25 protein-coding genes, 1 tRNA gene and 1 pseudogene are annotated in these 25,261 nt (G+C 61.9%); 9 read left to right on the top strand and 18 right to left on the bottom strand.

Annotated features, from left to right (window positions below; genetic code table 11):
- Positions 1-2: 2 nt before the first annotated feature.
- A complete protein-coding gene (gene pcsA, locus J5286_RS11130; RefSeq protein ID WP_112821653.1) occupies positions 3-731 on the bottom strand; it encodes a phosphatidylcholine synthase in 729 nt (242 codons plus the stop codon).
- Positions 732-978: 247 nt separating this feature from the next.
- Here pcsA and J5286_RS11125 point away from each other — a divergent pair, with 247 nt between their 5' ends.
- Positions 979-1,791 (top strand): ferredoxin--NADP reductase, encoded by an 813-nt coding sequence (locus J5286_RS11125; protein ID WP_047510339.1) that lies wholly within the window; start codon positions 979-981, stop codon positions 1,789-1,791.
- A gap of 48 nt (positions 1,792-1,839) precedes the next feature.
- On the opposite strand, the gene J5286_RS11120 is transcribed toward J5286_RS11125, so the two are convergent.
- The 6 genes from J5286_RS11120 to J5286_RS11095 all read right to left on the bottom strand — a co-directional run bounded on the left by J5286_RS11120 (position 1,840) and on the right by J5286_RS11095 (position 6,555).
- Entirely contained in the window at positions 1,840-2,457 is a 618-nt protein-coding gene (locus J5286_RS11120) for a GntR family transcriptional regulator (RefSeq protein WP_209190376.1), read from the bottom strand.
- 109 nt (positions 2,458-2,566) lie between these two features.
- Positions 2,567-3,775 (bottom strand): ABC transporter permease, encoded by a 1,209-nt coding sequence (locus tag J5286_RS11115; protein WP_209190375.1) that lies wholly within the window; start codon positions 3,773-3,775, stop codon positions 2,567-2,569.
- Entirely contained in the window at positions 3,765-4,484 is a 720-nt protein-coding gene (locus J5286_RS11110) for an ABC transporter ATP-binding protein (RefSeq protein WP_209190374.1), read from the bottom strand. Before J5286_RS11110 ends, J5286_RS11115 begins: the two co-directional genes overlap by 11 nt.
- Positions 4,485-4,493: 9 nt before the next feature.
- Positions 4,494-5,807, bottom strand: a complete 1,314-nt coding sequence (locus J5286_RS11105; protein WP_209190373.1) for an efflux RND transporter periplasmic adaptor subunit — start codon at positions 5,805-5,807, stop codon at positions 4,494-4,496.
- 227 nt (positions 5,808-6,034) lie between these two features.
- The gene (locus J5286_RS11100) at positions 6,035-6,241 is read right to left on the bottom strand and encodes a hypothetical protein (RefSeq protein WP_018899952.1); all 207 of its coding nucleotides are present in this window, start codon (positions 6,239-6,241) and stop codon (positions 6,035-6,037) included.
- Positions 6,242-6,479: 238 nt separating this feature from the next.
- A tRNA-Lys gene (locus tag J5286_RS11095) sits at positions 6,480-6,555 on the bottom strand.
- A gap of 209 nt (positions 6,556-6,764) precedes the next feature.
- Here J5286_RS11095 and J5286_RS11090 point away from each other — a divergent pair.
- From J5286_RS11090 to J5286_RS11080, 3 genes and pseudogenes are all read left to right on the top strand, one after another.
- A pseudogene (locus J5286_RS11090) lies at positions 6,765-7,022 on the top strand (DUF2934 domain-containing protein); the annotation flags it as partial.
- A gap of 86 nt (positions 7,023-7,108) precedes the next feature.
- Positions 7,109-7,270, top strand: coding sequence for an entericidin domain-containing protein (locus J5286_RS11085; protein WP_018899955.1), 162 nt, complete (start codon positions 7,109-7,111; stop codon positions 7,268-7,270).
- Positions 7,271-7,438: 168 nt separating this feature from the next.
- A complete protein-coding gene (locus J5286_RS11080) occupies positions 7,439-7,768 on the top strand; it encodes a DUF6665 family protein (protein WP_348529255.1) in 330 nt (109 codons plus the stop codon).
- A gap of 16 nt (positions 7,769-7,784) precedes the next feature.
- Here the strand turns inward: J5286_RS11080 and J5286_RS11075 are convergent, their stop codons facing one another.
- Complete coding sequence (locus tag J5286_RS11075; protein ID WP_209190371.1) at positions 7,785-9,590, bottom strand: diguanylate cyclase; 1,806 nt, start codon at positions 9,588-9,590, stop codon at positions 7,785-7,787.
- Positions 9,591-9,743: 153 nt separating this feature from the next.
- On the opposite strand from J5286_RS11075, the gene J5286_RS11070 reads away from it, so the two are divergent.
- Positions 9,744-10,493, top strand: a complete 750-nt coding sequence (locus J5286_RS11070) for a cytochrome c biogenesis CcdA family protein (RefSeq protein ID WP_018899958.1) — start codon at positions 9,744-9,746, stop codon at positions 10,491-10,493.
- Between the two features lie 75 nt (positions 10,494-10,568).
- A complete protein-coding gene (locus J5286_RS11065; RefSeq protein ID WP_209190370.1) occupies positions 10,569-11,519 on the top strand; it encodes an AEC family transporter in 951 nt (316 codons plus the stop codon).
- Here J5286_RS11065 and J5286_RS11060 read toward each other — a convergent pair.
- The 6 genes from J5286_RS11060 to J5286_RS11035 are packed head-to-tail and all read right to left on the bottom strand — an operon-like array spanning position 11,499 to position 16,898.
- The gene (locus J5286_RS11060) at positions 11,499-12,710 is read right to left on the bottom strand and encodes a UbiH/UbiF family hydroxylase (RefSeq protein ID WP_209190369.1); all 1,212 of its coding nucleotides are present in this window, start codon (positions 12,708-12,710) and stop codon (positions 11,499-11,501) included. The genes J5286_RS11065 and J5286_RS11060 overlap by 21 nt on opposite strands.
- Before the next feature lie 37 nt (positions 12,711-12,747).
- Positions 12,748-13,260 (bottom strand): DUF934 domain-containing protein, encoded by a 513-nt coding sequence (locus J5286_RS11055; RefSeq protein WP_209190399.1) that lies wholly within the window; start codon positions 13,258-13,260, stop codon positions 12,748-12,750.
- Complete coding sequence (locus J5286_RS11050) at positions 13,260-14,933, bottom strand: nitrite/sulfite reductase (protein WP_113235800.1); 1,674 nt, start codon at positions 14,931-14,933, stop codon at positions 13,260-13,262. The genes J5286_RS11055 and J5286_RS11050 overlap by 1 nt, the downstream gene beginning before the upstream one ends.
- Before the next feature lie 8 nt (positions 14,934-14,941).
- Positions 14,942-15,256: a DUF2849 domain-containing protein gene (locus J5286_RS11045; RefSeq protein ID WP_111561437.1), complete on the bottom strand. Its 315-nt coding sequence runs from the start codon at positions 15,254-15,256 to the stop codon at positions 14,942-14,944.
- 2 nt (positions 15,257-15,258) lie between these two features.
- Positions 15,259-16,695, bottom strand: coding sequence for a siroheme synthase CysG (gene cysG / locus J5286_RS11040; RefSeq protein ID WP_209215345.1), 1,437 nt, complete (start codon positions 16,693-16,695; stop codon positions 15,259-15,261).
- 2 nt (positions 16,696-16,697) lie between these two features.
- Entirely contained in the window at positions 16,698-16,898 is a 201-nt protein-coding gene (locus J5286_RS11035; protein WP_209190367.1) for a hypothetical protein, read from the bottom strand.
- 59 nt (positions 16,899-16,957) lie between these two features.
- Here J5286_RS11035 and J5286_RS11030 point away from each other — a divergent pair, with 59 nt between their 5' ends.
- The 3 genes from J5286_RS11030 to J5286_RS11020 are packed head-to-tail and all read left to right on the top strand — an operon-like array spanning position 16,958 to position 19,639.
- The gene (locus J5286_RS11030) at positions 16,958-17,545 is read left to right on the top strand and encodes a nucleoside deaminase (RefSeq protein WP_209190366.1); all 588 of its coding nucleotides are present in this window, start codon (positions 16,958-16,960) and stop codon (positions 17,543-17,545) included.
- A 19-nt stretch (positions 17,546-17,564) separates the two neighbouring features.
- Positions 17,565-18,398: a nucleoside triphosphate pyrophosphohydrolase gene (gene mazG / locus J5286_RS11025; protein WP_209190365.1), complete on the top strand. Its 834-nt coding sequence runs from the start codon at positions 17,565-17,567 to the stop codon at positions 18,396-18,398.
- An 11-nt stretch (positions 18,399-18,409) separates the two neighbouring features.
- The gene (locus J5286_RS11020; protein WP_245205781.1) at positions 18,410-19,639 is read left to right on the top strand and encodes an FAD-dependent oxidoreductase; all 1,230 of its coding nucleotides are present in this window, start codon (positions 18,410-18,412) and stop codon (positions 19,637-19,639) included.
- A 35-nt stretch (positions 19,640-19,674) separates the two neighbouring features.
- Here J5286_RS11020 and hflX read toward each other — a convergent pair whose 3' ends face one another.
- The 4 genes from hflX to J5286_RS11000 form a co-directional block, all read right to left on the bottom strand.
- Positions 19,675-21,003 carry a GTPase HflX gene (gene hflX, locus J5286_RS11015; protein WP_209190397.1) on the bottom strand — a complete coding sequence of 443 codons (1,329 nt, stop codon included), beginning with the start codon at positions 21,001-21,003 and terminating at the stop codon, positions 19,675-19,677.
- Positions 21,004-21,079: 76 nt separating this feature from the next.
- On the bottom strand, positions 21,080-21,322 hold the full coding sequence (gene hfq / locus J5286_RS11010) for an RNA chaperone Hfq (protein ID WP_018325164.1): 243 nt from the start codon (positions 21,320-21,322) through the stop codon (positions 21,080-21,082).
- 241 nt (positions 21,323-21,563) lie between these two features.
- Positions 21,564-22,928, bottom strand: coding sequence for a nitrogen assimilation response regulator NtrX (ntrX, locus tag J5286_RS11005; RefSeq protein ID WP_018899970.1), 1,365 nt, complete (start codon positions 22,926-22,928; stop codon positions 21,564-21,566).
- A complete protein-coding gene (locus tag J5286_RS11000) occupies positions 22,918-25,188 on the bottom strand; it encodes a sensor histidine kinase NtrY-like (RefSeq protein ID WP_209190364.1) in 2,271 nt (756 codons plus the stop codon). Before J5286_RS11000 ends, ntrX begins: the two co-directional genes overlap by 11 nt.
- Positions 25,189-25,261: the final 73 nt, after the last annotated feature.

Genomic DNA, 25,261 nt, shown 5'->3' with positions numbered 1-25,261 from the left:
TCCTATGCACGACGTCCCAGCGTCGGCAGGAACTGCAGGACGGCGCCGATGCAATACAGATAGATACCGCTCAGAACGAAAAGAACGAGCGCCCATTGCGGCACGACGAAATGCATCAGCAGCGCATAGATACCGAGCGCCGACCACAGGAAGAAGATGCCGAGATTGAGCGGACGCAGGCGCTGGACGCGCACCGGATGCAGGAAGTTGATTGGTAGGAAGGTCAGGATCACCGAGACGGTGACAACGACGAGCGCCGTTGTGGCGCTGGCATCCATGACGAAGAGCGTGAAGACGATCATGTTCCAGACAACGGGGAAGCCTGAGAAGAAATACTCCTCCGTCTTCATGCCCATGTCGGCGTAATAGATGGCGCTCGAGACGACGATCATGCCGGCGGCGACGAAGGACCAGGGCTCGCCGATCATGCCGCTCTGATAGAGCGCAAATGCCGGCAACAGGACGTAGGTGACGTAGTCGATGATGTTGTCGAGCGTGTCGCCCGACCAGTTCGGCAGCACTTCCTTGACCTTGACCTTGCGCGCGATCGGTCCATCAATACCATCGACCAGAAGCGCCAGCCCCAGCCACCAGAACATGTCGACGAAACGATGCTCGGCGGCGGCGACGACGCCGAGGAAAGCAAGAAAGGAACCGGAGGCCGTCAAAATATGGACGGAAAATGCGCGCATTTCCGCGTAGGGTACGCGCTTGTAATTGAAAATCTTCATGTTTCCCCGAGTTGCCATAAGCAATCCGCACCCCCGAGGCGCGATTTCGGCCTAATATGCATCCTTTGTCAGGCTTCGCCAGAGCAAAAGCGAATGATGCACATCGGGTTTCCCAAACCTGACGATAACATGCATATTTCATGCAACTCGCCACAGAGGGAATGGAATACCTTTAATCCGCCGCCTATTTGTAATATCTCGCTCGCATCGAATTGATGATCGACGAACTACGGGATCCGATACCGCAATGAACGCCCCTGCAAAGACCGAAGAATTCGCAGCCCCAATCCCTGCCGGCGTATTCGCCGAAACCGTTCTCAGCGTCACGCATTACACGGACAACCTGTTCCGCTTCACGATGACGCGTCCTGAAGGTTTCCGCTTCCGCTCTGGCGAATTCGCGATGATCGGTCTCATGGTCGACGGCAAGCCGATCTTCCGCGCCTACTCGATCGCCAGCCCCGCCTGGGCCGAAGAGCTCGAATTCTTCTCCATCAAGGTTCCCGACGGTCCGCTGACCTCGCATCTGCAGGCGATCAAGCCCGGTGACCAGGTGCTGATGCGCAAGAAGCCGACGGGCACGCTGGTGCTCGACGCGCTGACGCCCGGCCGCCGCCTTTACATGTTCTCGACCGGCACCGGCATCGCGCCCTTCGCCAGCCTAATCCGCGATCCGGAGACCTATGAGAAGTTCGACCAGGTCATCCTCACCCACACCACGCGCAACATAGCCGAACTGAAATACGGCTTCGACCTGGTGCACGAGATCCAGAACGACGAACTCTTGCAGGAAGTGGTCGGTGACAAGCTGCTGCACTACGCAACGGTGACGCGCGAGGATTTCGAGTATCGCGGCCGTATCACCGACCTGATCTCCTCAGGCAAGCTCTTCACCGACCTCGGCGTTCCCAAGCTCGATCCCGAGATCGACCGCGGCATGATCTGCGGCTCTTCGGCGATGCTGAAGGACACCAAGGAACTGCTTGAGCAGGCTGGGCTGGAAGAAGGCGCCAACAGCAAGCCGGCGCAGTTCGTCATCGAACGCGCCTTCGTCGGCTGATCGCCTCATCACATCCTTAGAATAACGGCTCCGGAAACGGGGCCGTTTTCATTTTTGGCCGAGGTAATCGATCAGCGTCGTCATGGCCTTGCGTGCTTCAGTCGCCTTGCCCTGCTGGATCGCGCGGATAACGGCGACGTGCAGAGAGATCGAGCGATCCATGCGCTCGGGGCTTGCCTTCGAATACCAGAGCCGGCGCGAATGGGTCTGCACCGGGCCGAGCGCCGAGGTGATGAAGGCATTCGGACAGGACTCTTCGAGAATTTCGTCGAATGCCTTGTCGGCCGCGAAGAAGCCGGCGAGATCGCCGCTGACGGCGCAGTCGTTCATGGCGCGCGCGCATTCGACCAGCTGGTTGCGCTGTCCGTCGGTCGCCTGTTCGGCAACGAGTGCGGCGGCGATCGGTTCGAGTTCGCGGCGAACCTGCATGACATGGACGTGATCGGTCGGCTTGATCTCGGCGATCTGCAGGCCGACGCGCGGCTTCACCACGATCAACCCTTGCCAGGCCAGCTTCTGGATCGCCTCGCGCACCGGCGTGCGGCCGTGTCCCGAGAGATCGATCAGCTGCTTTTCATTGACGAGCGCACCAGGCGTCAACGCCAAGGTCACGATGGCATGTTCCAGCGCCAGATAGGCAAGATGGCTCTGTGAGGAGTTCGGCATCGCGGATCCGTGATTCGAGCTGATATATCATAAGCCCCGCGTTAACGGATTCAATGGCAGGTTGCCATGATATATTAGGCCGCGCCGAGAGCCGTTATTTTACAATGGTTTACTCGTGCCTCAGCGCATCGATCGGATTGAGCTGGGCGGCCCGCCTTGCCGGGAAATAGCCGAAGATCATGCCGATCGCGGCAGAAAAGGCGAAGGCGACGATGATCATCGTCGGGCTCAACACGAACGGTACCTTGAGTAGCGAGACGGCGCCGAAGCCGAGCCCCAGCCCCAGCAGAATGCCGCTCATGCCACCGAATATCGACAGCGCCACCGCCTCGACCAGAAACTGCATCAGCACCTGCCGCTCCAGCGCTCCGATCGCCAGGCGAATGCCGATTTCGCGCGTGCGCTCGGTGACAGAGACCAGCATGATGTTCATGATGCCGATCCCGCCCACGAGAAGGCTGATCGCGGCCACCGCGCCGAGCAGGCTGGTGAGGAGCGTCGTCGTGCCGGTCATCGCGGCTGCGATCTGGGTCATGTCGTTGACGTTGAAATCGTCTTCGCGGCCGGGAATGATCTTGCGCCGTTCGCGCAGCAGGTTTTCCGTGTCCGACTGGACCTTGGATGTCGCAACGCCATCGCGCGCCGAGATCAGGATCATCGAGACATTGGCATTGGCCTTGCCGCCGATACGGCGCTGGTAGACCTTGATCGGCACGATGACGACATCATCCTGGTCGGTGCCCATGCCGGACTGCCCGCGCTTGGCCAATACGCCGATGACACCGCAGGAGACCTTGCCGACACGCACTTGCTGGCCGATCGGATCAGCCGAACCAAAGAGCTGCGAACGGACGGTCTCGCCGAGAACGCAGCGCGCGCGGCCGCGCTCTTCGGCGGCGTCGAAGGTACGGCCGGACGCGATGTCCCAATCCTGTGCGGTGAAATAGTCGTTGGTCGTGCCCATCACCGTCGTCGAGTGGCTCTGCCCCCCATAGATGACGGTCGCGGTGGTCTGGTTGAGCGGCGCCACGGCCCGCAGCCCGCTCACCTGCTCGCTGATGGCATCGACATCGGCGACGGTGAAGCGCCGTGCCTCGGAGCTTGCGCGGCCGGGGCCGAACTGGCCGGGGCGGGCAAACAGCATGTTGGTGCCGAGCCGCGACAGCTCTGACGTGACCTGCGCCGTGGTGCCGTTGCCGATCGTGACCAGCGCGATGACGGCGGCGACGCCGATAACAACGCCGAGAACAGTGAGGAACGAGCGCAGCATGTTACGGCTGATGGCGCGCAGCGCGAGCTTGACCGTCTCAAGAAACATGATGACCCGCCCTTCCCTGATGCACCGTTTCCGCTTCCAGCTTTCCATCGACAAAGCGCAGCAGCCGCTGTGCATAGGCAGCGATATCAGGCTCGTGCGTGACCATGACGATGGTGATTCCCTGCTCGCGGTTCAACCGCGTCATCAGGTCCATGATTTCGATGCTGGTCTTGGTGTCGAGATTGCCCGTCGGTTCATCGGCAAGAAGCAGCGATGGCTGGGTGACGATGGCGCGCGCGATGGCGACGCGCTGCTGCTGGCCGCCGGAAAGCTCCTGCGTCTTGTGATGCTCGCGGCCGCCAAGGCCAACGAGGCCAAGGGCCTCCTTCGCCAGACGATGCCGCTCCGCGGCCGGCATGCCGCGATAGATCAGCGGCAGCTCGACATTCTCGACCGCCGACGTGCGCGGCAAGAGGTTGAAGCCCTGAAAGACGAAGCCCAGCATGTGACGGCGCAGCATCGTCAATTGCGCACGGTCGAAACCGGTGGTCGAGATGCCCTGGAACAGGTAGTCGCCGGCGCTTGGGACATCGAGACAGCCGAGAATGTTCATGGCCGTGGACTTGCCGGAGCCCGACGGCCCCATGATCGCGACGAATTCGTGCTCGCGGATGGCGAGATCGACATGATCGAGCGCACGGATCGAGGCTTCGCCGCGACCATAGATCTTCGACACCTTGCTGAACTCGATGAGAGGCGGCGTGGTCATGGCGCGCCGCTATCTCGACCGCTCGGTCGAATCGGTGATGATCGCTTCGTTTTCCTTGAGATCGCCTGACGTCACCTGGGTGAACTGCCCATCGGAGGAGCCGACCTGGATGACAACAGGCGTTGGTTTGCCGGATTTCAGCACCCAGACCCGACGCTTGGCACCGGTCAAGGTCTCGCCGCCGCCCTGATTGCCGCCGCGAGGACCCATGCGTGGGGGAGCGAACATGCCGAACAGGCCGCGGTTGCGCCTGGTTTCAGTGGCCGGCGGCGCGTAACGCAGGGCGGCGTTCGGCACCATGAGCGTGCTCTTGACCGCTTCGACTGTGACGTCGGCGGTCGCCGTCATGCCCGGACGCAGAAGCAGATCGGCATTGTCGACCGAGAGGATGGCCTTGTAGGTGACGACGTTATTCGTTGTCTCCGAGGCAAAGCGGATCTGCTTGATCTCGGCGGGGAATGTGCGATCCGGATAGGCATCGACCGTGAAGGTGGCTTTCTGGCCAACCGCGATCTGGCCGACATCGGCCTCGTCGACATCGACCTGCAACTCCATCTGCCTGAGGTCGCCGCCGATGACGAAGAGAACCGGTGCCGACAGCGAAGCCGCGACCGTCGCGCCCGGATCGACCGAGCGCGTGAGGATGACGCCATCGATCGGCGAGACGATCTTGGACTTGGTGAGATTGACCTGGGCAAGCTGCAGATCGGCTTCCGCCGACAGCACTGCCGCTTCGTTGATCTCCTTCGTGGCAACGGCCGAATCGTACTTGTAGCGGGCGTCCTCAAGGCTCTGCTGCGTCGTCACGTTGCTTTGGACGAGGTTGCGGTAGCGATCGTAGGAGCTCTTGGCGGACTCCAGATCCGCCGTCGCCTTAACGACGTTGGCCTTGGCCGAATCGAGCTTCGCCTGCGTGCTCTTGACGTCAGCCTCGACCTTGATCGTGTCGAGGACCGCCAACACGTCGCCCGCCTTCACCTCGCTGTTATAGTCGACATTGACGTCGCGAACGGTGCCGGAGAGCTCGCTTGAGATATCGACCTGCTCGGTCGGCTGGACCGATCCGGTGGCGGTCACAAGCACGGTCAGGTCGCCGTTCTTGACCTGCTGCGTGGTGTAGCTCACCTCGCTGCCGCCCTGACGCGCATAGAAATAGTATCCACCTGCCAAAGCCGCTCCGACGACAAGCGATACCAACGAGCGCTTCCACCAGCGGCCCTTCTGCTTCTGCTGGGAAGCGGCAAGGACAGCGGCGAGATCGGCGTTTGCTGTGCTCTTGGGCTTCGTGCTCTGGGGTCTATTGGGCGTTGTCATATCGTTCATGCGGGCGGCCTCGGTCAGATACAGCCAATATGACTGTCAGCTTCGGGAATAACGATCTGAAGCTGAACGCAGGATTAGCAAGTTGACCGCATTGGCACGCAGCAACGTCAAATGGAAATGAAATCTTGGTAATGAAAGTCGAGTTTGTTGCAGGGCGTACGCCGCACATCATCGCTCTCAAGCGCTGATAGCCGTCGTGATTCTTTCCCGGGCGCGGATGGCGCCGATCAGGCGCCAAGTGATTCCAGCGAGACGGGCGGACGACGCTTGGCAGCCATCAAGAGGTCGAGCTCGGTTGCGGATGGACCGAATTTCTCGAACAAGCGAACGGCTTCATCCTGGCCGAGCCTGTATTTGCGCGAGAACTCCGTGAGGCTATAGGCACGGCCACGCAGCACCTTGCGGCTATTGGTGTGTTCGATCACGTTAGTCATGGTCATCTCCTTGTTCAGGGGAGAATTAGGGTCCGGGATCGATTTGTTAAGCTGCGAATGCAATTGAACCGATTGATTTTATTAAATATTTTTCGGGAACTTTATGGCTGCTCGTGCATTTGCGGCGATCGTCGATCCGAAGGCGCTCCAGCAACTCGGGGCTTATCCCAAATTTGAGAGTTGCGGATTTTCCGACCCGCGACCAAAACACCACAAATCTTCTAACTATTTGATTTAATGGTGAGAGCGATGGGGCTCGAACCCATGACCTACTGATTAAAAGTCAGTTGCTCTACCAGCTGAGCTACGCTCTCCCGTGTTGCGAGGCATCTCTGAAAGGCCCCGTCTGGAAGTGCGCGGAACATATGCAGACGCCCCATTGCGGTCAACTGAAAAATCCACCTTTCCTGTGCATTAGGCACATTTCTTGCGGGGGATGGAAAACCACTCGGCTGCCTCCGGAACATTTTGCTGCTGCCGCCAGTTCTAGCGATGGAAAACATCGGAGAACATCATGTCAGACCGTGAAAAAGATATCCGCGACCGCGCCCATGCCATCTGGGAGCGTGAGGGCAGACCTGAGGGACGCCATGAGGAGCATTGGTCGCAGGCCGAGCATGAGATCAATCATGGCGGCGACCAGATCGAGGGTGATGATGTGCCGAACCTCGACGCGCTGAGGGAAGCGGCAAGACAGCATACGGATGCCTTCATCGTGAAGACGGATCTGGAAGATGCCGACGAGCGCGAAGCGACGCCTGGGATGCGTGAGCAGCCATAGCGCGACAGGTAGGCGGAACGACTATGGAATGCAACCAGCAGCCGCGCCATGCGTTGTGTCACAGGTTCCACGAAAAGGATTGTGACATGACTTCCTCCATCACCACGAAGATCGCGGCGGCTCTTTGCGTCATGCTGGCCCTCAGCTCCTGCGGCAATACGATCCGCGGCATGGGTAAAGATGCGGCCAACACCGTTGACGCAACGCAGAATGCGGGCAATCGGGTTGGCAACGCCGCCGCCAAGTAAGGCGGCTAGCTGCGTCTTGGGATCGATAACGAGATCTCGCTAAGGCATCTTGCATGCTTCGGCGAGCGTCTTTACCGGCGAGCCGATCACCCCTACTCTATCGCGGTATTCGTCCACCGAGCGACGCTCGCCAGCAGCCTATCTGTGCGCGAGCCTGAGGATATGGTCATGACCGTTCGTCCGCCGCAATCGCTGAGGCAGCCCTTCTCGGTCGAGGGCGGGTTCAATGTTCTCGAATATGAATTGAGAGCGGAGCGGGCGAACTCGCTTGGACGCAGCGGGCTGAAGGCTGAGGCGGCATTGGCCGAGCTCAAAGGCTGGGATCCGGCGCGCCATGGCCAGGACGATCGCGACGCGCGCCTCAGGAAGGCGGCAGACGCCGTATGGGATCTGTTCGTCCAGCGCGAGATTTGCGGGCTGCGCAACAGCCGCGACGTTATCCAACGCTACGGCATTCCGGACGAGGTTCTGGTGCGGCTTGGATCGACGCAGAAATAAGCGATTACCTCTCCGTTTAGGCCGAGCCGCGCATTTTGCTGCCCGGCACCAGCACCGAAGCCATGACGGTCCTGTTGCGTCCCTGCGCCTTGGCTTCCAGCAACGCCGCGTCAGCGCGCGTCAGCAATGTCGAGACGGCAGCGCATTCCGACAACGAGCCAACGCCGATCGACACCGATATCGGGCCGAGAATGCGGCCGCGATGCGAGAGCGCCAGGCCGCGAATGTTGGAGCGCAGGCGCTCGGCGATCTCGAAGCCTTCTGCATCGCCGATATCAGGCAGCAGAACGGTGAACTCCTCGCCGCCGAAGCGGTAGGCGCGCCCGGCATCGCCGATCGTATCGACGATGGTCTGCGCGACGTAGCGCATGACCTCGTCGCCGGCGTCATGGCCGAACTCGTCGTTGAAGCGCTTGAAGTGATCGATGTCGACCATCATGCAGCTGAGCTGCTCCAGTTCGCGGTTGCGCGCATGCTGATTCATGTCCTCGTCGAGCGATCGCCTGTTATAGAGTCCCGTCAGCGCGTCGCGAATGGAGAGGTTTGTCAGCTTGTCACGCAGTTGCAGGTTGGCGGCAGCCAAGCCGATATTCTCGGCGATAAGCTCCAGATAGAGGCGCGATGCCTCGGCCTCCATATGGCCCTCTGGCCTCTCCTCGAAATAGAGCAGCCCGACGATATCGCCCTGCGCCGTTAGGGGAACGCACAGTCCCATCGTATCGGATTGGTCGAGATGCTGGCAGCTGATGTCGCCGTGCTCGTGAGAGCTCACATGCGGGCGACCGCGCCTGAGGCCCCAGCAGGCCGTCGCGGGAAATACCTGATCGGAGCGCTGCGGCTCATGCCATGAGGAGATGCGCGACAATGTCGAGCGGCTTTCGTTCATGATGTAGAGGTTGCCGGCGAGATCGGGAAAGATCTGCGGGGCGAAGAGCGCCACGACTTCGGCCAGCTCCTCCTGCGCCTGGCAGGCCTGCAGGCGATGCATCATCTGCAGGATGAGGTCCTTCGTCTGCTGGTCGCGCCGGCGCTCGGCGTCCAGACGATCGCGTTCCAGCCCGTTTTCGCGGAAGATGTGGATCGCCTCGTTCATCTCACCTATTTCGTCGCGACGACGATCGAGCGGCACATCGACCGCGTAATCCTGCTTGGCCAGGCGCGTGACGATGCCGGTCATCCTCATCAACGGCATGGCGACGCGGCGCTTGAGGATGAAGTAGAGGACACTGAGAAAGAGAGCTGCGGTGATGGCGAGCAGCGTCTTGGCGATGAAACCCCACCAGTCACTGCGCAGCTGCGTGTCGTGCATCACGGCTTGGGTGCGTGCATTCGTCAGGTCGCGAAAGCGCGTGACGGCGCCGAGAAGCGCCGTCTGCAGGCGGTCGTGTTCCGGGCCGAACAAGGTCTGGCGGGCGCCAGCCTGATCGCCATTGCGATACGCGGCGATCGCCTCTTCCTCGATCCTGTCGAGAACGTCGGCGTTCTTTTCAACGTCTTCCAGCGCTTGCAACTCGATGGTCGTAGCACCTAAATCACGGACGCCCTTGATTGCACGTTCGCGCCGGCGCTCCTCGCCTTCCTTGCCCTGGAAGGCATCGAGATGCCTGATGTCGTCGCGCATGACATAGAGGCGCGCCTCATCGCTGCGCTCTTCGGCGCCCAGCGCCAGACCGTCGGCGAGATCGTCCAGCGCCAGATGTTCCTCAACCGCGATCCGTTCGCGGGTGGCACTTGTGGCAGACAGGATGAAGGCAGAGCCTGAGAGGACGGTCAGAACAACCGTCACTCCGTAGGCCCAGTTGGTGATGACGCTGATCCGCATGTGGGTATATTAGGGCATCCGAATTGCCAGACAATTAACACAGGTTGTATCGACCACGCCAAGCTCCCGAGACGCGAGACGCAAAAAGGTGATTGGCGGCGAGCCACCGGCTGCGCTAGGACTGCGCACGAATGCCCTGCGCCGGAGAACCGCGTGTCGATTGCCGATATTTCCCTGTTGAGTGCCTTGCTTGCCGGCGCCCTGTCATTTCTCTCGCCCTGCGTGCTGCCGCTGGTGCCGCCCTATCTCTGTTACATGGCCGGCATTTCCGTCGAGCAGTTCAGGGGTGGCGGCGCGGTGACTGTTGCTCCGGATGTTCGGCGCGGCGTGCTGTTTTCGGCGTTGTTCTTCACGCTCGGCTTTGCCACCGTCTTCGTGGCTCTTGGGGCCGGCGCGTCGAGCATCGGCATGGCGCTCCGTCAGCATCTCGATCTACTCTCCAAAATCGGCGGGCTGATCATCATCGTCATGGGCCTGAATTTCCTCGGCGTCTTCCGCATTGGCGTCCTGGCGCGGGAGGCACGCTTCCAGGGTAGTGGCAAACCGGCGACGCTGACGGGCGCCTATGTGATGGGGCTTGCCTTCGCCTTCGGCTGGACGCCATGCATCGGCCCGGTGCTCGGCGCCATCTTAGGCGTCGCAGCGTCACGTGAGACCGTGGGCTCGGGTGCCGGCCTGCTGGCCGTTTATTCGCTCGGGCTCGCCATCCCTTTCTGGATCGCCGCCGGCTTCTCCGGCGCCTTCATGGGCTTCCTCACGCGCTTCCGCCGCCATCTCGGCACCGTGGAGAAGGTTATGGGGGTGTTTCTTATCCTAACGGGCCTCGCCTTCATCTTCGGATTCGTCAGCGATGCCGCAATCTGGTTCCAGCAAACCTTTCCAATCCTGATGAAAATCGGTTAAGCCTCAAGTCCTCCCGCAGACAAGCCGTATTGGGCCGCCTATAGCGCCACACCGGCCCCAGCATTGGAATGACCCTTGGCCGACATTGTCAGTCTTCTCCTGCCGTTCTTCGGCCTGATCCTCATTGGCTTCATCGCCGCCAAGGTGACCAAGCAGCCGACCGAGGCGATGGGGTGGCTGAACACATTCATCGTCTATGCCGCCCTGCCCGCGCTCTATTTCAAGCTGGTGTCGCGCACCCCGTTCGAGGATCTGACGCGGATCGACTTCATCGTCACGGATCTCGCCGCCACCTATTCGATCTTCATCGCGATGTTTTTGATCGGCCGCTTCCTGCGCCGCAACTCGTTTGCCGACAGCACGATCCAGGCTTTCGCCGGGTCCTACGGCAATATCGGCTACATGGGGCCAGGTCTTGCGCTGATCGCGCTAGGTGAAGGCGCTGCCGTGCCCGTGGCTTTGATCGTCTGCATCGAAAATGCGTTTCACTTCATCGTCGCGCCGGCGATGATGGCAGCGTCGGGCGACGACAAGCGCTCGCGCGGACGGCTGGCGTTCGATATCGCGCGCAAGGTGGCGCTGCATCCATTCATCTTGTCGACCGCACTTGGCTTCTTCGCGGCCGGCTTCGAGATACCGCAGCCGGCGGCGTTCCAGCGCTTCATCGATTATCTCGCGCAGGCCGCCGCGCCCTGCGCGCTGTTTGCCATGGGTGTCACGCTGGCGCTAAGGCCAATGCGGCGCATTCCTGTCGAAATCAGCTACATCGTTCCAGCCAAGCTGATCATCCACCCCATCGTCGTATACCTTGCGCTGACGACCGTGGGCGGCTTCGATCCGGTGTGGATTTACGCAGCTGTCCTACTTGCCACACTGCCGACGGCGACCAATGTCTTCGTGATCGGCCAGCATTACGGCGTTTGGCAGGAGCGGGCGTCGGCAACGATCCTGATCACCACGACGCTATCCGTGGTAACCGTGTCGCTGTTCCTGATCGCGATGAAGTCAGGCTTTCTTCCGACGTAGATGTTCCTTGATCGCATCCGGGATCGCGCGCAGACCGCGCCCGGGCTCGACACCCTCGCGCATCACCATGCTGCGGAACGGCGGCACGGCGGCCAGGATATGCAGGCCGGCTGCGCGCAGCACTTGCATCGGCAGGAAATCGGATAGAAGCGAGCGGTTCAGCACGTCGACGCTCGCGGTGCGAGTCATGATATCGACGCGGCGCTTGCGGTCGAACTGGCTGCCGGCGTCCTTTGATATCGGCAGTTCCGGCCGGTCGCAGAGTATATCGGTCAGCGCCATGACATCGCGCAAGCTGAGGTTCAGCCCCTGCGCGCCGATGGGCGGGAAGACGTGGGCGGCCTCGCCGATCAGCGCTACCCGGCCCTTGCCTGAGCGATGCGCCATCATGCCCGACAGCGGCCAGATCTGCACGCCCTCCTCGACCGTCACCTTGCCGAGCAGCGATTGCATGCGTTCCTCGACGACGTTGCCAAGTTCGGCCAGCGAAAGCTCGCTGCGCGTCTGAGCATCCGACGGGCTCTGTACCCAGACGAGGCTGGAGCGATTGCCGGGAAGTGGCACTTGCGTAAAGGGGCCGTTTTCCGTGTGGAACTCGGTGGAGATGTTTTCGTGCGGCAGGGAATGCTGGAAATTCAGCACCATGGCCGATTGCGGATAGGACCACTTCTTGACGTCGATACCAACGGTTTCGCGCAGCTTCGACTTGCGGCCATCGGCGCCGATCGCGAAATCGGCCGTGAGCGTTTCGCCATTGTCGAGCGAGATGGAGACGGCGTCTTCGGTGACATCGATCACATCCGCGAAGGCGGTGAAGCGGGTGATGTTACCCTCGGCGGCAGCGGCCGCTTCCAGCACTTCCATCAACGCCTTGTTGGGAAAATTGTAACCGAAGGCTTCGAGCCCGACTTCGGCGGCGCGGAAGGTCGCGGTCGGCGCGCGCAGCAGGCGGTTCGTGCCGTCGATGATGCGCATGGTCGAAAGCGGCGCGGAAGAAGGCCGCAGGCGTTCCCAGAGCGTCAGCCGGTCGATGAAGCGGATCGACTGATCCATCAGCGCCGTGGTCCGGCGATCTTCCCTTGGTGCCGGTGGCGCAACGAGTGCAACGTTGCGTCCGCCGCGTCCTAGGGCGATTGCGGCGATCATTCCGGCCAGTCCGCCGCCGATCACCGCGATTTCGAAAGTCTTCATTGCACCGTTCCGCAAATTCTGAAACGGCGAGCCGGCCTTATGCCGCCGGCTTCGCCTGACGGCGCCAACTATAGCTCTTGCCCGGCTCCGCGTCACGCGCAGTCGGCTGATAATAATGCGGAATCTCCGGCAAGCGCTTCTCGGTGAGACGCTTTATCGCAGTCTCGTTGGTTACAGCGAAGCTATCGATGCCGCAACGCAGCATATGCGGCACCTGGTCGATCAAGACATCGCCGACGGCGCGAAGCTCGTTGGTGTAGCCGAGACGCTCGCGCAGCAGCGAGGCATGGCTGAAAGAGCGGCCGTCGTTGAAGGCAGGAAACGCCACCGCCACGAGTTCGAGGCGATAGAGATAGGGCTCCAGCTTGCGCACGTCGTCGGCGGGCTTGATCAGCACGCCGAAGCCGACTTCATTGCTCTCGTCGGCCTTGGCCACCAGTTCCTCGAGGCTGAGCAGAGGCTTCTGCCCCTCGCCGGCCTTCACCTCTTCGGTCTCGATGACCCAGGGGTCGTTCTCGACGAAGCCGGTTTCTCTCCAGATCCTGGTCATCATGCAGCCTCCGCCTTGGAATCACCGTAGAGCGCATCCTTGAAAGGCTGCGGCCCGACGCGGCGATAGGCATCGAGAAATATCTCGGACGGATCGTTGCGCAGGCCGAGATAGGTATCGACGATCTTTTCGATCGCATCCGTCACCTTCTCCGGCTCGAAGCCACGGCCGATGATTTCGCCGATCGAGGTGTGCTCGTCACCGGAACCGCCGAGCGTGATCTGGTAGAGCTCGGCTCCCTTCTTCTCGACACCCAAGAGGCCGATATGGCCGACATGGTGGTGACCGCAGGCGTTGATGCAGCCGGAGATCTTGATCTTCAGCTCGCCGATTTCAGCTTGACGCTCGGGGTTGCCGAAACGCTTCGAGATTTCCTGCGCGACGGGGATGGAGCGAGCATTGGCGAGCGCGCAGTAGTCCAAGCCGGGACAGGCAATGATATCCGTGATCAGGCCGGCATTGGCTTCGGCGAGACCGATGGCGACGAGGCCGCGATAGACGGCTTCGAGATCGGCCAGCGCTACATGCGGCAGGATCAGGTTCTGCTCGTGGCTGACGCGGATTTCGTCGAAGGCGTATTCCTCGGCGATATCGGCGACCGCATCCATCTGGCTGTCGGAGGCGTCACCCGGGATGCCGCCGATCGGCTTCAGCGAGATCGTCACCATGCCGTAATCGGGATTCTTATGCGGCTGCACATTCTGGTGGACCCAGCGGGAGAACGCCGGATCGGCCTTCTTCCACCGAGCGAGATTTTCCCAGCCTTCGGCACGCTGCGGCAGAGCCGGCGGTGCGAAGTAAGCGGTGATAGCGGCGACGTCGGCTTCTGGCAGCTTCAGCTCGGTGTCCTTCAGCGCCGCGAACTCGACCTCGACCTGGCGGGCCAGCTCTTCAGCGCCCGTTTCGTGGACGAGGATCTTGATGCGGGCCTTGTACTTGTTGTCGCGGCGGCCGTGCAGGTTATAAACGCGCATGACAGCGGTGGTGTAGGACAGCAGGTCCTCTTCCGGCAGGAAGTCCTTGATCAGCTTGGCGATCATCGGCGTACGGCCCTGGCCGCCACCGACGTAGACGGCAAAGCCGATCTCGCCCTTGTCGTTCTTCTTCAGGTGCAGGCCGATGTCGTGGACCTGGATCGCGGCGCGGTCGCGCTCGGCGCCGGTGACGGCGATCTTGAACTTGCGCGGCAGGAACGAGAACTCCGGATGAACGGAGGACCACTGGCGCAGGATTTCGGCGTATGGGCGCGGATCGGCGACTTCATCGGCGGCGGCACCGGCGAAGTGGTCGGCGGTGACGTTTCTGATGCAGTTGCCCGAGGTCTGGATCGCGTGCATCTCGACGGTGGCGAGTTCGGCAAGCACGTCGGGCATGTCCGACAGCTTCGGCCAGTTGAACTGCAGGTTCTGACGCGTGGTGAAGTGGCCGTAGCCACGATCGTAGGTGCGCGCGACATGGGCCAGCATGCGCATCTGCTTGGAATTCAGCGTGCCGTAGGGAATGGCGATACGCAGCATGTAGGCATGCAGCTGGAGATAGACGCCGTTCATCAGGCGCAGCGGCTTGAACGCATCCTCGGCGAGCTCGCCGGACAGACGGCGCTCAACCTGATCGCGGAACTGCGCGACGCGCTCGGCGACAAAGGCGTGGTCAAATTCATCGTAACGGTACATCGTATTCCTCAGACTGCAATGAATGCGGGATCGGCGGGCTTGTAGCCCGGCGCGTATTCCATGGTCGGACCCTGTGCACGAATGCGCTCGCGAAGGCGCAGCGGCCAGAGAACACCATCGGTCTCCTGCACGTCAACCACGGCGACATCGACGACCAGATTATCGGCATAGGACTTCTTGCCGATCGCCTCCAGCGCGGCAACGGCCTCGGCATGGCGCGCGACCAGCGCATCCTGCAGCGACGTCACCCAGGTGCCGTTGGCATCGAGCCAGACGGCGATGCCGTCGGTCAGCCTGTTGGCGGTCAGAACCTTGTCTCCCATAGTCAGCTCCTTAGCAGTTCATCGGACCGGGCGCGTGCACGCACCAGCGGTTCGGACAGTTCGAAATTGGCGCCCGCAACGGCGTCGCCGATGATGACCATGACAGGTCCGGTGAGTTCATCACGGCTCTGCAGATCGGGCAGATCGCGAAGCGTACCATGCATCAGCCGGCGATCGGCGCGGCTGGCGTTCTCGATGACGGCGACCGTCGTCTCCGGCGCGATGCCGGCATGCATCAGGCGCTCGGCAACGGATGCCGCGACGGTGCGGCCCATGTAGACGGCGATCGTGGCGCCCGATACGGCAAGGCTTGCCCAATCGGGAAGCACGTCGCCGGTCAGATCGTGGCCGGTCGTGAAGACCAGAGACGAGGCAACGCCGCGGAGCGTCAACGGCAGTTCGAAATCGGCGGCGGCGGCGAAAGCAGAGGTGATGCCGGGCACGACTTCATAGGCGATGCCGGCGGCGCGCAGAGCGGCCATTTCCTCGCCGGCGCGGCCATAGACCAGCGGATCGCCTGACTTCAAGCGAACGACGCGCTTGCCCTCGCGGCCGAGATAGACGAGGAGGTCGTTGATCTCTTCCTGCGACTTGGAATGACAGCCCTTGCGCTTGCCGACCGAGAGGCGCTCGGCATCGCGGCGGCCCATGTCGACGATTTCCTGCGGCACCAATGCGTCATAGACGATGACATCGGCGTCCATCATCACGCGCTGGGCGCGCAGCGTCAAAAGATCGGCGGCGCCCGGACCGGCACCGACCAGCCAGATGCGGCCCTCGGCCTTGTCGGCGGAGCGCAACAGTTCGTCGGCACGGCGTTGTGCCTGCGGCATATTCTCGTTGGAAACAGCATCGGCCACGGCACCGGAGAAGAAGCGGCGCCAGAAGAGACGACGCGTGGCACCCTTCTCAAGCGCATGCTCGACGCGACCGCGATAGCTGACCGCCAGCTCGGCAAGGCGACCGAGCGACGGCGCCAGCAGCTGATCGACCTGAGCGCGGATCATCTGCGCGAGAACAGGCCCTGCCCCTTCCGTGCCGATCGCAACCGCGACAGGCGCGCGATTGACGAGCGCCGGGGTGTAGAAATCACAGTAGTCGGGCTGATCGACAGCATTGGCTGGGACCTTGGCGGCGCGCGCGGCGTCGACGATGGCGCGATCGGCGGCGGCATCGCCTGTGGCCGCGAAGACCAGCGTTGCGCCTTCGATCTGCTCAGCCGCGAAGGCGGCGCGGACGGTTTCGATGCGGTTGGCGATCAGATGGGCGTGGTAATCGGCCTCGGGGCGATCCGTGTAGGCGACGATCCGGGCCTTGGTGTTCGACAGCAGGCGCACCTTGGCGAAGGCTTCATCGCCATTGCCGAAGACAGCCGCAATCTTGCCTTCGACACGAACGAAGGCAGGAAAAACCGACAGTTGCTCACTCTTGGAAGGCATCATCAATCCATTTCGAAGTTGCCGGAATATGCACCACCCAACCAGCCAAATGAAGAAACATAAATTCCAAACCCGCTACGACCGCGTATTGTTTTACCCGGCATGTCAATGATTTGAGCAAAACTCACCGATGCGGCGCCCGTGGCACGATGAATCACGCTGCAATGCGGCACAAAGCCTGTGACAAATTCGGGTGCGGCCAAGAATCCTCGTTTGCCTCGCGCAGCACCGGCGATAAAGTGCCGGCAACAAGGAGAACACCATGTCCGACACCACCATTGCCGCCCGCCTGCTCGATGTCATGGAGCACGATATCCTGCCGATGACCGAACGTGGCGTCGGCCTCGGCAACAAGGTCTTCGGCGCGGCCATCCTGCGCAAATCGGACCTTTCGCTCGTGGTTGCCGAGACCAACAACGAGCTGGAAAACCCGCTCTGGCATGGCGAGGTGCACACGCTGAAGCGCTTCTACGAACTGGGCGAGAAGCCCGCGACCAAGGACCTGATCTTCCTCTCGACGCATGAACCCTGCACCATGTGCATGTCGGCAATCACCTGGGCGGGCTTCGACAATTTCTACTATTTCTTCAGCCACGAGGATTCCCGCGACGCCTTCGCGATCCCTCACGACCTGAAGATCCTGAAGGAAGTGTTCGGGCTCGAGCCCGGCGGCTACCGGCGCAGCAACGCCTTCTGGAACAGCTTCGCGATCGCCGATCTCGTCGAGACCGAAAGCGATGCCAAGAAGGCCGAGCTGAAGGCGCAGACGGCGCGGATCAAGGCTCGCTACGACGCGCTCTCCGAAAGCTATCAGTCGTCCAAGGGCGACAACGACATTCCGTTGAACTGACACGATCGGCCAGAACACGATGGAAGCCTCCAAAGACATTTCGCGCCTGATAGAGATCATGGCAGCCCTTCGCAATCCCGAGACCGGCTGCCCATGGGACATCGTCCAGACCTTCGAGACGATCAAGCCCTATACGATCGAGGAGGCCTATGAGGTCTCCGACGCGATCGAGCGCAACGACATGGACGATCTCTGCGACGAGCTCGGCGATCTGCTTCTGCAGGTCGTGTTCCATGCCCGCATGGCCGAGGAGGCCGGAGAGTTTTCGTTCGGCGATGTCGTCGAGGCGATCACGCGGAAGATGATCCGCCGCCATCCGCACGTCTTCGCCCGCTCCGAGGCGGATACGCCCGACGCGGTGAAGAAGCAGTGGGACGATATCAAGCAGGCGGAAAAGCCCGAGCGTGCCGAGCGCCGGGCCGCGCGGGGGATCTCGGAGGATTTCAAGGCCGGCTTTCTCGGCTCGGTGCAGCGCAGCTTTCCGGCGCTGACGGAAGCGCTGAAGCTGCAGGAACGCGCCGCCAAGGTCGGATTCGACTGGTCGGCGCCGGAGCCCATTCTCGACAAGATCGAGGAGGAAATCGCGGAACTGAGGGAAGCGCTGGCCTCGGGCGACCACACCAAGGTGAGCGACGAACTCGGCGATCTGATCTTCGCCGTGGTCAATATCGGCCGGCATGTGAAGGCTGATCCGGAGCAATCTCTGCGCGGTACGAATACCAAGTTCAGGCGCCGTTTCAACCATATAGAAACGTCTCTTGAAGCGGAAGGTGAAACGCTGGAGGCCGCGACGCTGGAGCGGATGGAAGAGCTATGGCAGGCGGCCAAGGCCATCGAGCGACAGGTGGGCTGACTGGGCGCGCCATGAAGCTTGAAACGCTCGACATCGCGATTGCCGGCGCCGGTGTTGGCGGTCTTTCGCTGGCCGCCCTTCTGGCAAGCCGAGGCGCCCGCGTGACCATCTATGACCAGATGAGCGCGCCGCAGCCCGTCGGCTCCGGCTTCGTGCTGCAGCCGACGGGGGCGGCCGTGCTCTCGCGCATGGGTCTGCTTGATCAAGTCGAGGCGCGCGGCGCCCGCATCAGCCGCATGCATGGGAGCCTGTCCGGCAACGGTCGGACGGTGCTCGACGTCGGCTACCGCCCAGGCGCCTACGGCATCGCCATCCAGCGCGTCGCGCTGTTCGATCTCTTGCTTGAGGCTGCGATCAGTGCAGGGGTGCGGTTCGAGACATCATCACGGGTGACGGAGATCGAGGCAGGCAGCGCGCCGCGCCTGGTCCTCGACGGCGGCATACGCACAGCGACCGCCGATCTCGCCATCGACGCCATGGGCGCCAACTCGCCGCTCGCCGCGAAGGCCGCCACCGAGCTCGGCTATGGGGCGCTCTGGGCGACGGTTCCGTGGCCGGAGCATGGCGTCTTCCGCAAGGACGAACTGGAGCAACGCTACAAGAGGGCAAGCCAGATGGCCGGCGTGCTGCCTGTCGGCACGGCACGCGACGGCGCGGCTCCGATGGCGACGTTCTTCTGGAGCATCCGCAACAGGGATTTCGAGGCGTGGCGGGCCGCCAGGCGCGAGGTCTGGATCGACTCGGTACGATCCTTCTGGCCTGAAGCGGAAGCGCTTGCCGCCGTGGCCGAGCCGGTACACGCGCGCTACCGGCATCTGACCCGCACGCCGATCGTTGGAAAGCACACGGTGAAGATCGGCGATGCCTGGCATGCGACGAGCCCGCAGCTCGGCCAGGGAGCCAACATGGCGCTGCTCGACGCGGCGTCTCTCGCTTCGGCGCTCTGCCGCGAGGCAACGGTCGGCGAGGCCATCGAGCGTCACCTGAAGCAGCGGCAGATCCATATCCGGTTCTATCAGCTGCTCAGCCGTATCCTGACGCCATTCTATCAATCAGACAGTTCAGTGCTGCCTTTCAGCCGCGACATCATGATTGGCCCGGCGACCAAGCTGCCGCTGGTGCGCAGCCTGATCACAACGCTGGTCACAGGTGAGTTGCTCGATCCGGTTGGACGGATCGAGCTCGATCGACTTGCGTCAGAGAGGAAAGTCGCCGAGCAGGATGAGGGCGCGCTGGTTTAGCCGAGCGCGACACATAGAGAACGGGGGGCGCCTGATCAGCGCTCCCAGTCTTCCTTCGGCCTGGTCGTATTGCCAAGCCGGCGCTCAAGTTCGACAGCTTCCGTTTCAGACAGCCTGAGATCGAGCGTGATCGATCCATCCTCATTGTCTTCGCGGCTGTCGACGATGGCGTGATCGTAAAGCCATGGCAGCAAGGCCAGCTTGTCGACCGGGAGCACGACGGTGGTTTCCGTCAGCACGCCGGACAGCCTGCGGCTGATCTCTTCCATCAGCGCATCGACGCCCTCGCCCGTCACGGCGGAGACGGCCACGACATTGCGCGCGCCTTCCGCCTTCTGGACGATCGCTTCGTGGTTTTCCCGCTCAAGGCGGTCGATCTTGTTCCAGACCTCGATGATACGCTTTTCGCCTTCGGCCTCGTTGATGCCGAGATCCTTCAGGATGCGGAGCACGTCGGCGCTTTGCGCCTGGTTGTCCTCATCGGCCATGTCGCGGACGTGCAGGACGAGGTCCGCTTCCAGCACCTCTTCCAGCGTCGCGCGGAAGGCGGCGACGAGGTGGGTCGGCAGGTCGGAGATGAAGCCGACGGTGTCCGACAGGATCACGGTGCGGCCATGCGGCAGCTTCATGCGGCGCAGGGTCGGGTCGAGCGTCGCAAACAGCATGTCTTCGGCCAGAACACCGGCGCCGGTGATGCGGTTGAACAGCGTCGACTTGCCGGCGTTGGTGTAACCCACCAGTGCCACGATCGGATGCGGCACCTTGCGGCGCTTGGCGCGATGCAGCTGGCGCGTGCGAACCACCTGCTCCAGCTCGCGCTCGAGCTTGATGATGCGGTCCTGCAGCATGCGACGGTCGGCTTCGATCTGGGTTTCACCTGGACCACCCATGAAGCCACCGCCACCGCGCTGACGCTCAAGGTGGGTCCAGCTGCGAACCAGCCGGCCCTTCTGATAGTTGAGATGCGCGAGATCGACCTGCAGCGTGCCTTCCTTGGTGGAGGCGCGGCGGCCGAAGATTTCGAGAATGAGGCCCGTGCGGTCGATGACCTTGGCGTTCCATTCCTTCTCGAGATTGCGCTGCTGAACCGGGGTCAACGGATGATCGACGATAACGAGGCCGGAATCAGTCTCATCAAGGCTGTCCTTGATCTCCTGGATCTTGCCGGTGCCCATCAGCGTTGCCGGACGCGGCTCGCTGACGGTGACGACGGTGCCCTTGACCACATCGAGATCGATCGCCTGCGCCAGGCCAGTCGCCTCTTCGAGGCGGCTTTCCGGCGTGCGGGTCGTGGTGACGGTGTCGGCACTGCCGCGGCTGCCGCGTGCCTGCTTGAGCACGGGCACAACGACGGTCGCACGCATGTCATCCCGGTGCTTCATGGCTTCCGGGATGATCGAATCATTCTTGGTATCACGTGTCGAGATGACGTCTGTCCTGTCAGGAAGCGGATTCTTCGCTTTCGAACATCTGCATCGGCTGGCCGGGCATGATGGTCGAGATCGCGTGCTTATACACGAGTTGCGAATGGCCGTCACGGCGCAGCAGAACGCAGAAGTTGTCGAACGACGTAACAACGCCGGTCAGCTTCACACCGTTAATCAGAAATATAGTCAGGGAAATCTTTTGCTTGCGAACAGTATTGAGAAATAAGTCCTGCAGGTTTTGAGAACGTTCCGCCATCGCGCCGATTCTTTCTTTATTGCCGGCCTTCACGTGCCGGTAAAATACTTCTTATTTTTCCATCAGGCAGCCGACAACCCTCATCCCTGCAGCCTGGAAAGCCTTTGGTATCAAATCGCAATCTTTTCCGCAACGGCGAAAAAGACCTGTCTAATTTTATGCGGCAGCAGATCAACTCATGCGCTGCCGCTACCCTGCCCGCCCATCGAAAAGACACGCCGGCTACCGATCAAGCCTCTGATCAGACACCCAGCGACTTCAACTTGCGGTGCAGCGCCGAACGCTCCATGCCGACGAACTCGGCGGTACGCGAGATATTGCCGCCGAATCGATTGATCTGGGCGATGAGATAATCCTTCTCGAACATCTCGCGCGCCTCGCGCAACGGCAGCGTCATGATGTGGTAGTCGTTCTTGGCCGATACTTTCGGCAGCATGTCGCCGAGGTCGGTCGGCAGCATCTCGGCAGTGATCGGCGCATCCGGGCCATCGGACCGGGCGAGAATCATCAGGCGCTCGATGTTGTTGCGCAGCTGGCGGATATTGCCCGGCCAGTCGTGGGCCTGCAGAACCGCCATCGCATCGTCGCCGATGCGGCGTGGACGAATGCCGGCCTGCTCGGAAATCTGGCGCATCAACTGATCGACAAGGAATGGAATATCCTCGCGACGCTCCGCCAACGACGGCACCTTGACCGGCACCACGGCGAGGCGGTGGTAGAGATCCTCGCGGAACCAGCCCTCGGCAATCCGGCTTTCCAGGTTGTAGGCCGTGGACGAGACGATGCGCACATCGACCTTCACGCGCTTGGAACCGCCAACGCGCTCGAACTGCTGATCGACCAACACGCGCAGGATCTTGTTCTGCGTCTCGCGCGGCATTTCGCCGACCTCGTCGAGATAGAGAATGCCGCGATGGGCTTCCTCAAGCGCGCCGATCTTGCGCGCCTGGCCGGGCGAGCCTTCGGTTCCGAAGAGCGCCACTTCCATGCGGTCGGGCGTGATGTTGGCGGCATTGATGGCCACGAACGGACCACTCGCGCGCGACGACTTCTTGTGGATCATCCGCGCGACCAGCTCCTTGCCGGAGCCGGAGGAGCCGAGGATCATGATGCGGCTGTTGGTCGGCGATACCTTCTCGATCGTCTGGCGCAGCTGCGAGACGGCAACGGAGGTGCCGATCAGCTCGACCGGATCGCCGGCCTTGCGCTTCAATTCGGAGACTTCACGCTTGAGCTTGGAGTTTTCCAGCGCACGCTCGGCAATCAGGATCAGGCGGTCGGCCTTGAAGGGCTTCTCGATGAAATCGAAGGCGCCGCGCTTGATGGCGGAGACAGCGGTTTCGACGTTGCCGTGACCGGAGATCATGACGACCGGAATATCGGGATGGCGCGCCTTGACCTCATCCAGCAACGCCAGACCATCGAGCTTGCTGCCCTGCATCCAGATGTCGAGGAAGATCAGCCGCGGCGCACGGTCCGAGATCGCAGCCAGAGCGCTGTCGCTGTCGTGTGCGGTGCGGGTCTCGTGGCCCTCGTCGGAGAGAATGCCGGAGACGATCTCGCGGATGTCGTGTTCGTCGTCGACGACCAGAATATCAGAGGCCATATGCATTTTCCTTGTCACTTGCGGCCGAGGCGGCGGGCGATTGCTCCAGGCGTGGCAGATGCACGCGGATCATGGCCCCTCTTCCCTGGTCAAAATCAGCGGGTGCATCATGCAGTTCGAGCTGCCCGCCATGTTCTTCAATAATCTTCTTCACGATGGCGAGGCCGAGACCGGTCCCTTTCTCGCGCATCGTCATATACGGCTCCAAAATGCTGTGCCGGTTCTCGACAGGCAGACCGCGCCCGTTATCGATGATATCGACGGTGAAACGGTCACGCGGCTGATCGAGCGATGCGCGTACCAGCACCTTACGCTCCTCGCGCTCGTTGGCCGGAACAGCCTCGATCGCTTCCACCGCATTCTTGATGAGATTGCCGAAGGCCTGCCCCAGCATGCGGCTGTCGAATTGTCCTTCGAGCGGCGCGTCGCCGAACTCCTGAAGGAAGGCGACGTGGCTGTTACCCATCTCGCGCAGGAAGACCGCGTCGTGCAGGATCTTGCGCAGGTCGCTCGGCTCCTTGATCGGCTTCGGCATGCGCGCGAAAGAGGAGAACTCGTCGACCATGCGGCCAATATCGCCGACCTGGCGGATGATCGTCTCGGTGCACTGATCGAAGACGCCGCGGTCATCCTGGTTGATCTGCTTGCCATAGCGGCGCTGGATGCGCTCGGCCGACAGCTGGATCGGGGTCAGCGGGTTCTTGATTTCGTGGGCGATACGGCGCGCCACGTCTCCCCAGGCGGTGGAGCGCTGGGCGATGACGAGGTCTGTGATGTCGTCGAGCGTGATGACGTAGGATTCGCTGAGATCGCGCACTTCCTCGCGCGTTACCTGGACGCTCAGCGTACGCACGGTGCCGGCACGTACCAGCGCGATTTGCTTGCGGAAATCGCCGCGATAGCGCGACGCCGCCTCGGTGAGCACCTGGTCGACCTCGGGCGCGATCTCGGAAAGCTGCTTGCCGAGCATGTCCCCCGCATCGAGTGCCATCAGCGTTTCGGCCGAACTGTTGACGATGGTGACCCGGCGATCATGCTCGACGCCGATGACGGCGGCGGTCACGCCCGACAGCACGGCCTCGATGAAGCGGCGGCGGTCATCCACCTCGTCCTTGGCCTCAAGGATCTCGTCGCGCTGGGTGCGGATTTCGGAGATCATCTTGTTGAAGGTGCGCGACAGGTTGGCGACGTCGCCATCGACGGCGTGCACGGGAACGACGATGTCCATGTTGCCGGAGGCGACGCTGTCGGCCGCGGTGATCAGCAACCGGATCGGGCGGACAATGCGGTCGGCCACGGCGATTGCGGTCCAGATTGCGGCAAGAAGCACGATTAGTGCGAAACCGACATATAGAATGGCAAAAGCGATCTGCAGCGAGAAACGCCCCGCCTCCATCGATTTATACTCGGTGGCGTTCTCCTCCATCATCCGCATCGCGGTCATGACCTTGGGGTCAACCGCGCGCACAGTATAGAGGAAAGCGCCGTCGATGGATTCGAGCCGGATGATGGCGCCGACGAGATTGGTGACACCCGGCGGGATGAGCGTCGGTTGGCCGGCCGAGGCCTTGTTCAAGGCATCCTGCGGGATCGCCGGTAATGGCTTCTCGGTCTTGATATCGGCCTGCGTGATCACAGTACCATCCGCCTCCACCAGGAAGGCGCCGAGCAGGCCGCGTCCCCTCGCCTGGCGTGTCATCAACTCAGCAAAGCCGGTGCGGTCGAGATTGAACAACTGGCGATTGCGCTCGAGATCGTTTGCCATCGAGACCGTCTGGCCCTGCAGATAGCTTGCATTCTCCATCATGTAGGCCTGCCCGATGTTTCGGGAGGAACTGACGATCGACTGCGTCCTCAGCGCGAACCAGCGGTCGAGACCGGCGTTCAGCGTGATACTGGCAAAGAGAGCAACGAGGATGGCGGGCGTGATCGCGACGATCGAGAAGAGGACAACGATGCGGATATGCAGGCGTGCTGCGGCACGGCCACGCTTGCGCGCTTTCAGAAGCCGCGAGACCTCGCGACCGATCAACGCCATAAGGCCGAGGACGAAGAAGGAATTGACGACGACGGAGGTGATGACCACCGGCGATGTCGGGGCGATCGGCGTCAGGCCGAGCAGCACGAAGAGCGTCATCGTGGCGCAGAGGAGCGCGCCCCCGGCAAGCACGAGACCGGGCAGAGCAAACAGCGCGCGGCGATCCGTTACCGTGGTAACTGCTTCGCCCTCCGCCGCCGGCGGCAACGCATCCTGCTTCATTCGTTTAACTCTCCACGCGGCGAAACGCATTTCGCCGCCGTCCATGGGTCAGGGTGAAAGACCGCGCTCGATC

The organism is Rhizobium sp. 16-488-2b, from assembly GCF_017741815.1.
Classification (GTDB): domain Bacteria; phylum Pseudomonadota; class Alphaproteobacteria; order Rhizobiales; family Rhizobiaceae; genus Rhizobium.
Note: the sequence above shows the minus strand (reverse complement) of the source record. Positions and strands in the feature narration are given on the sequence as shown.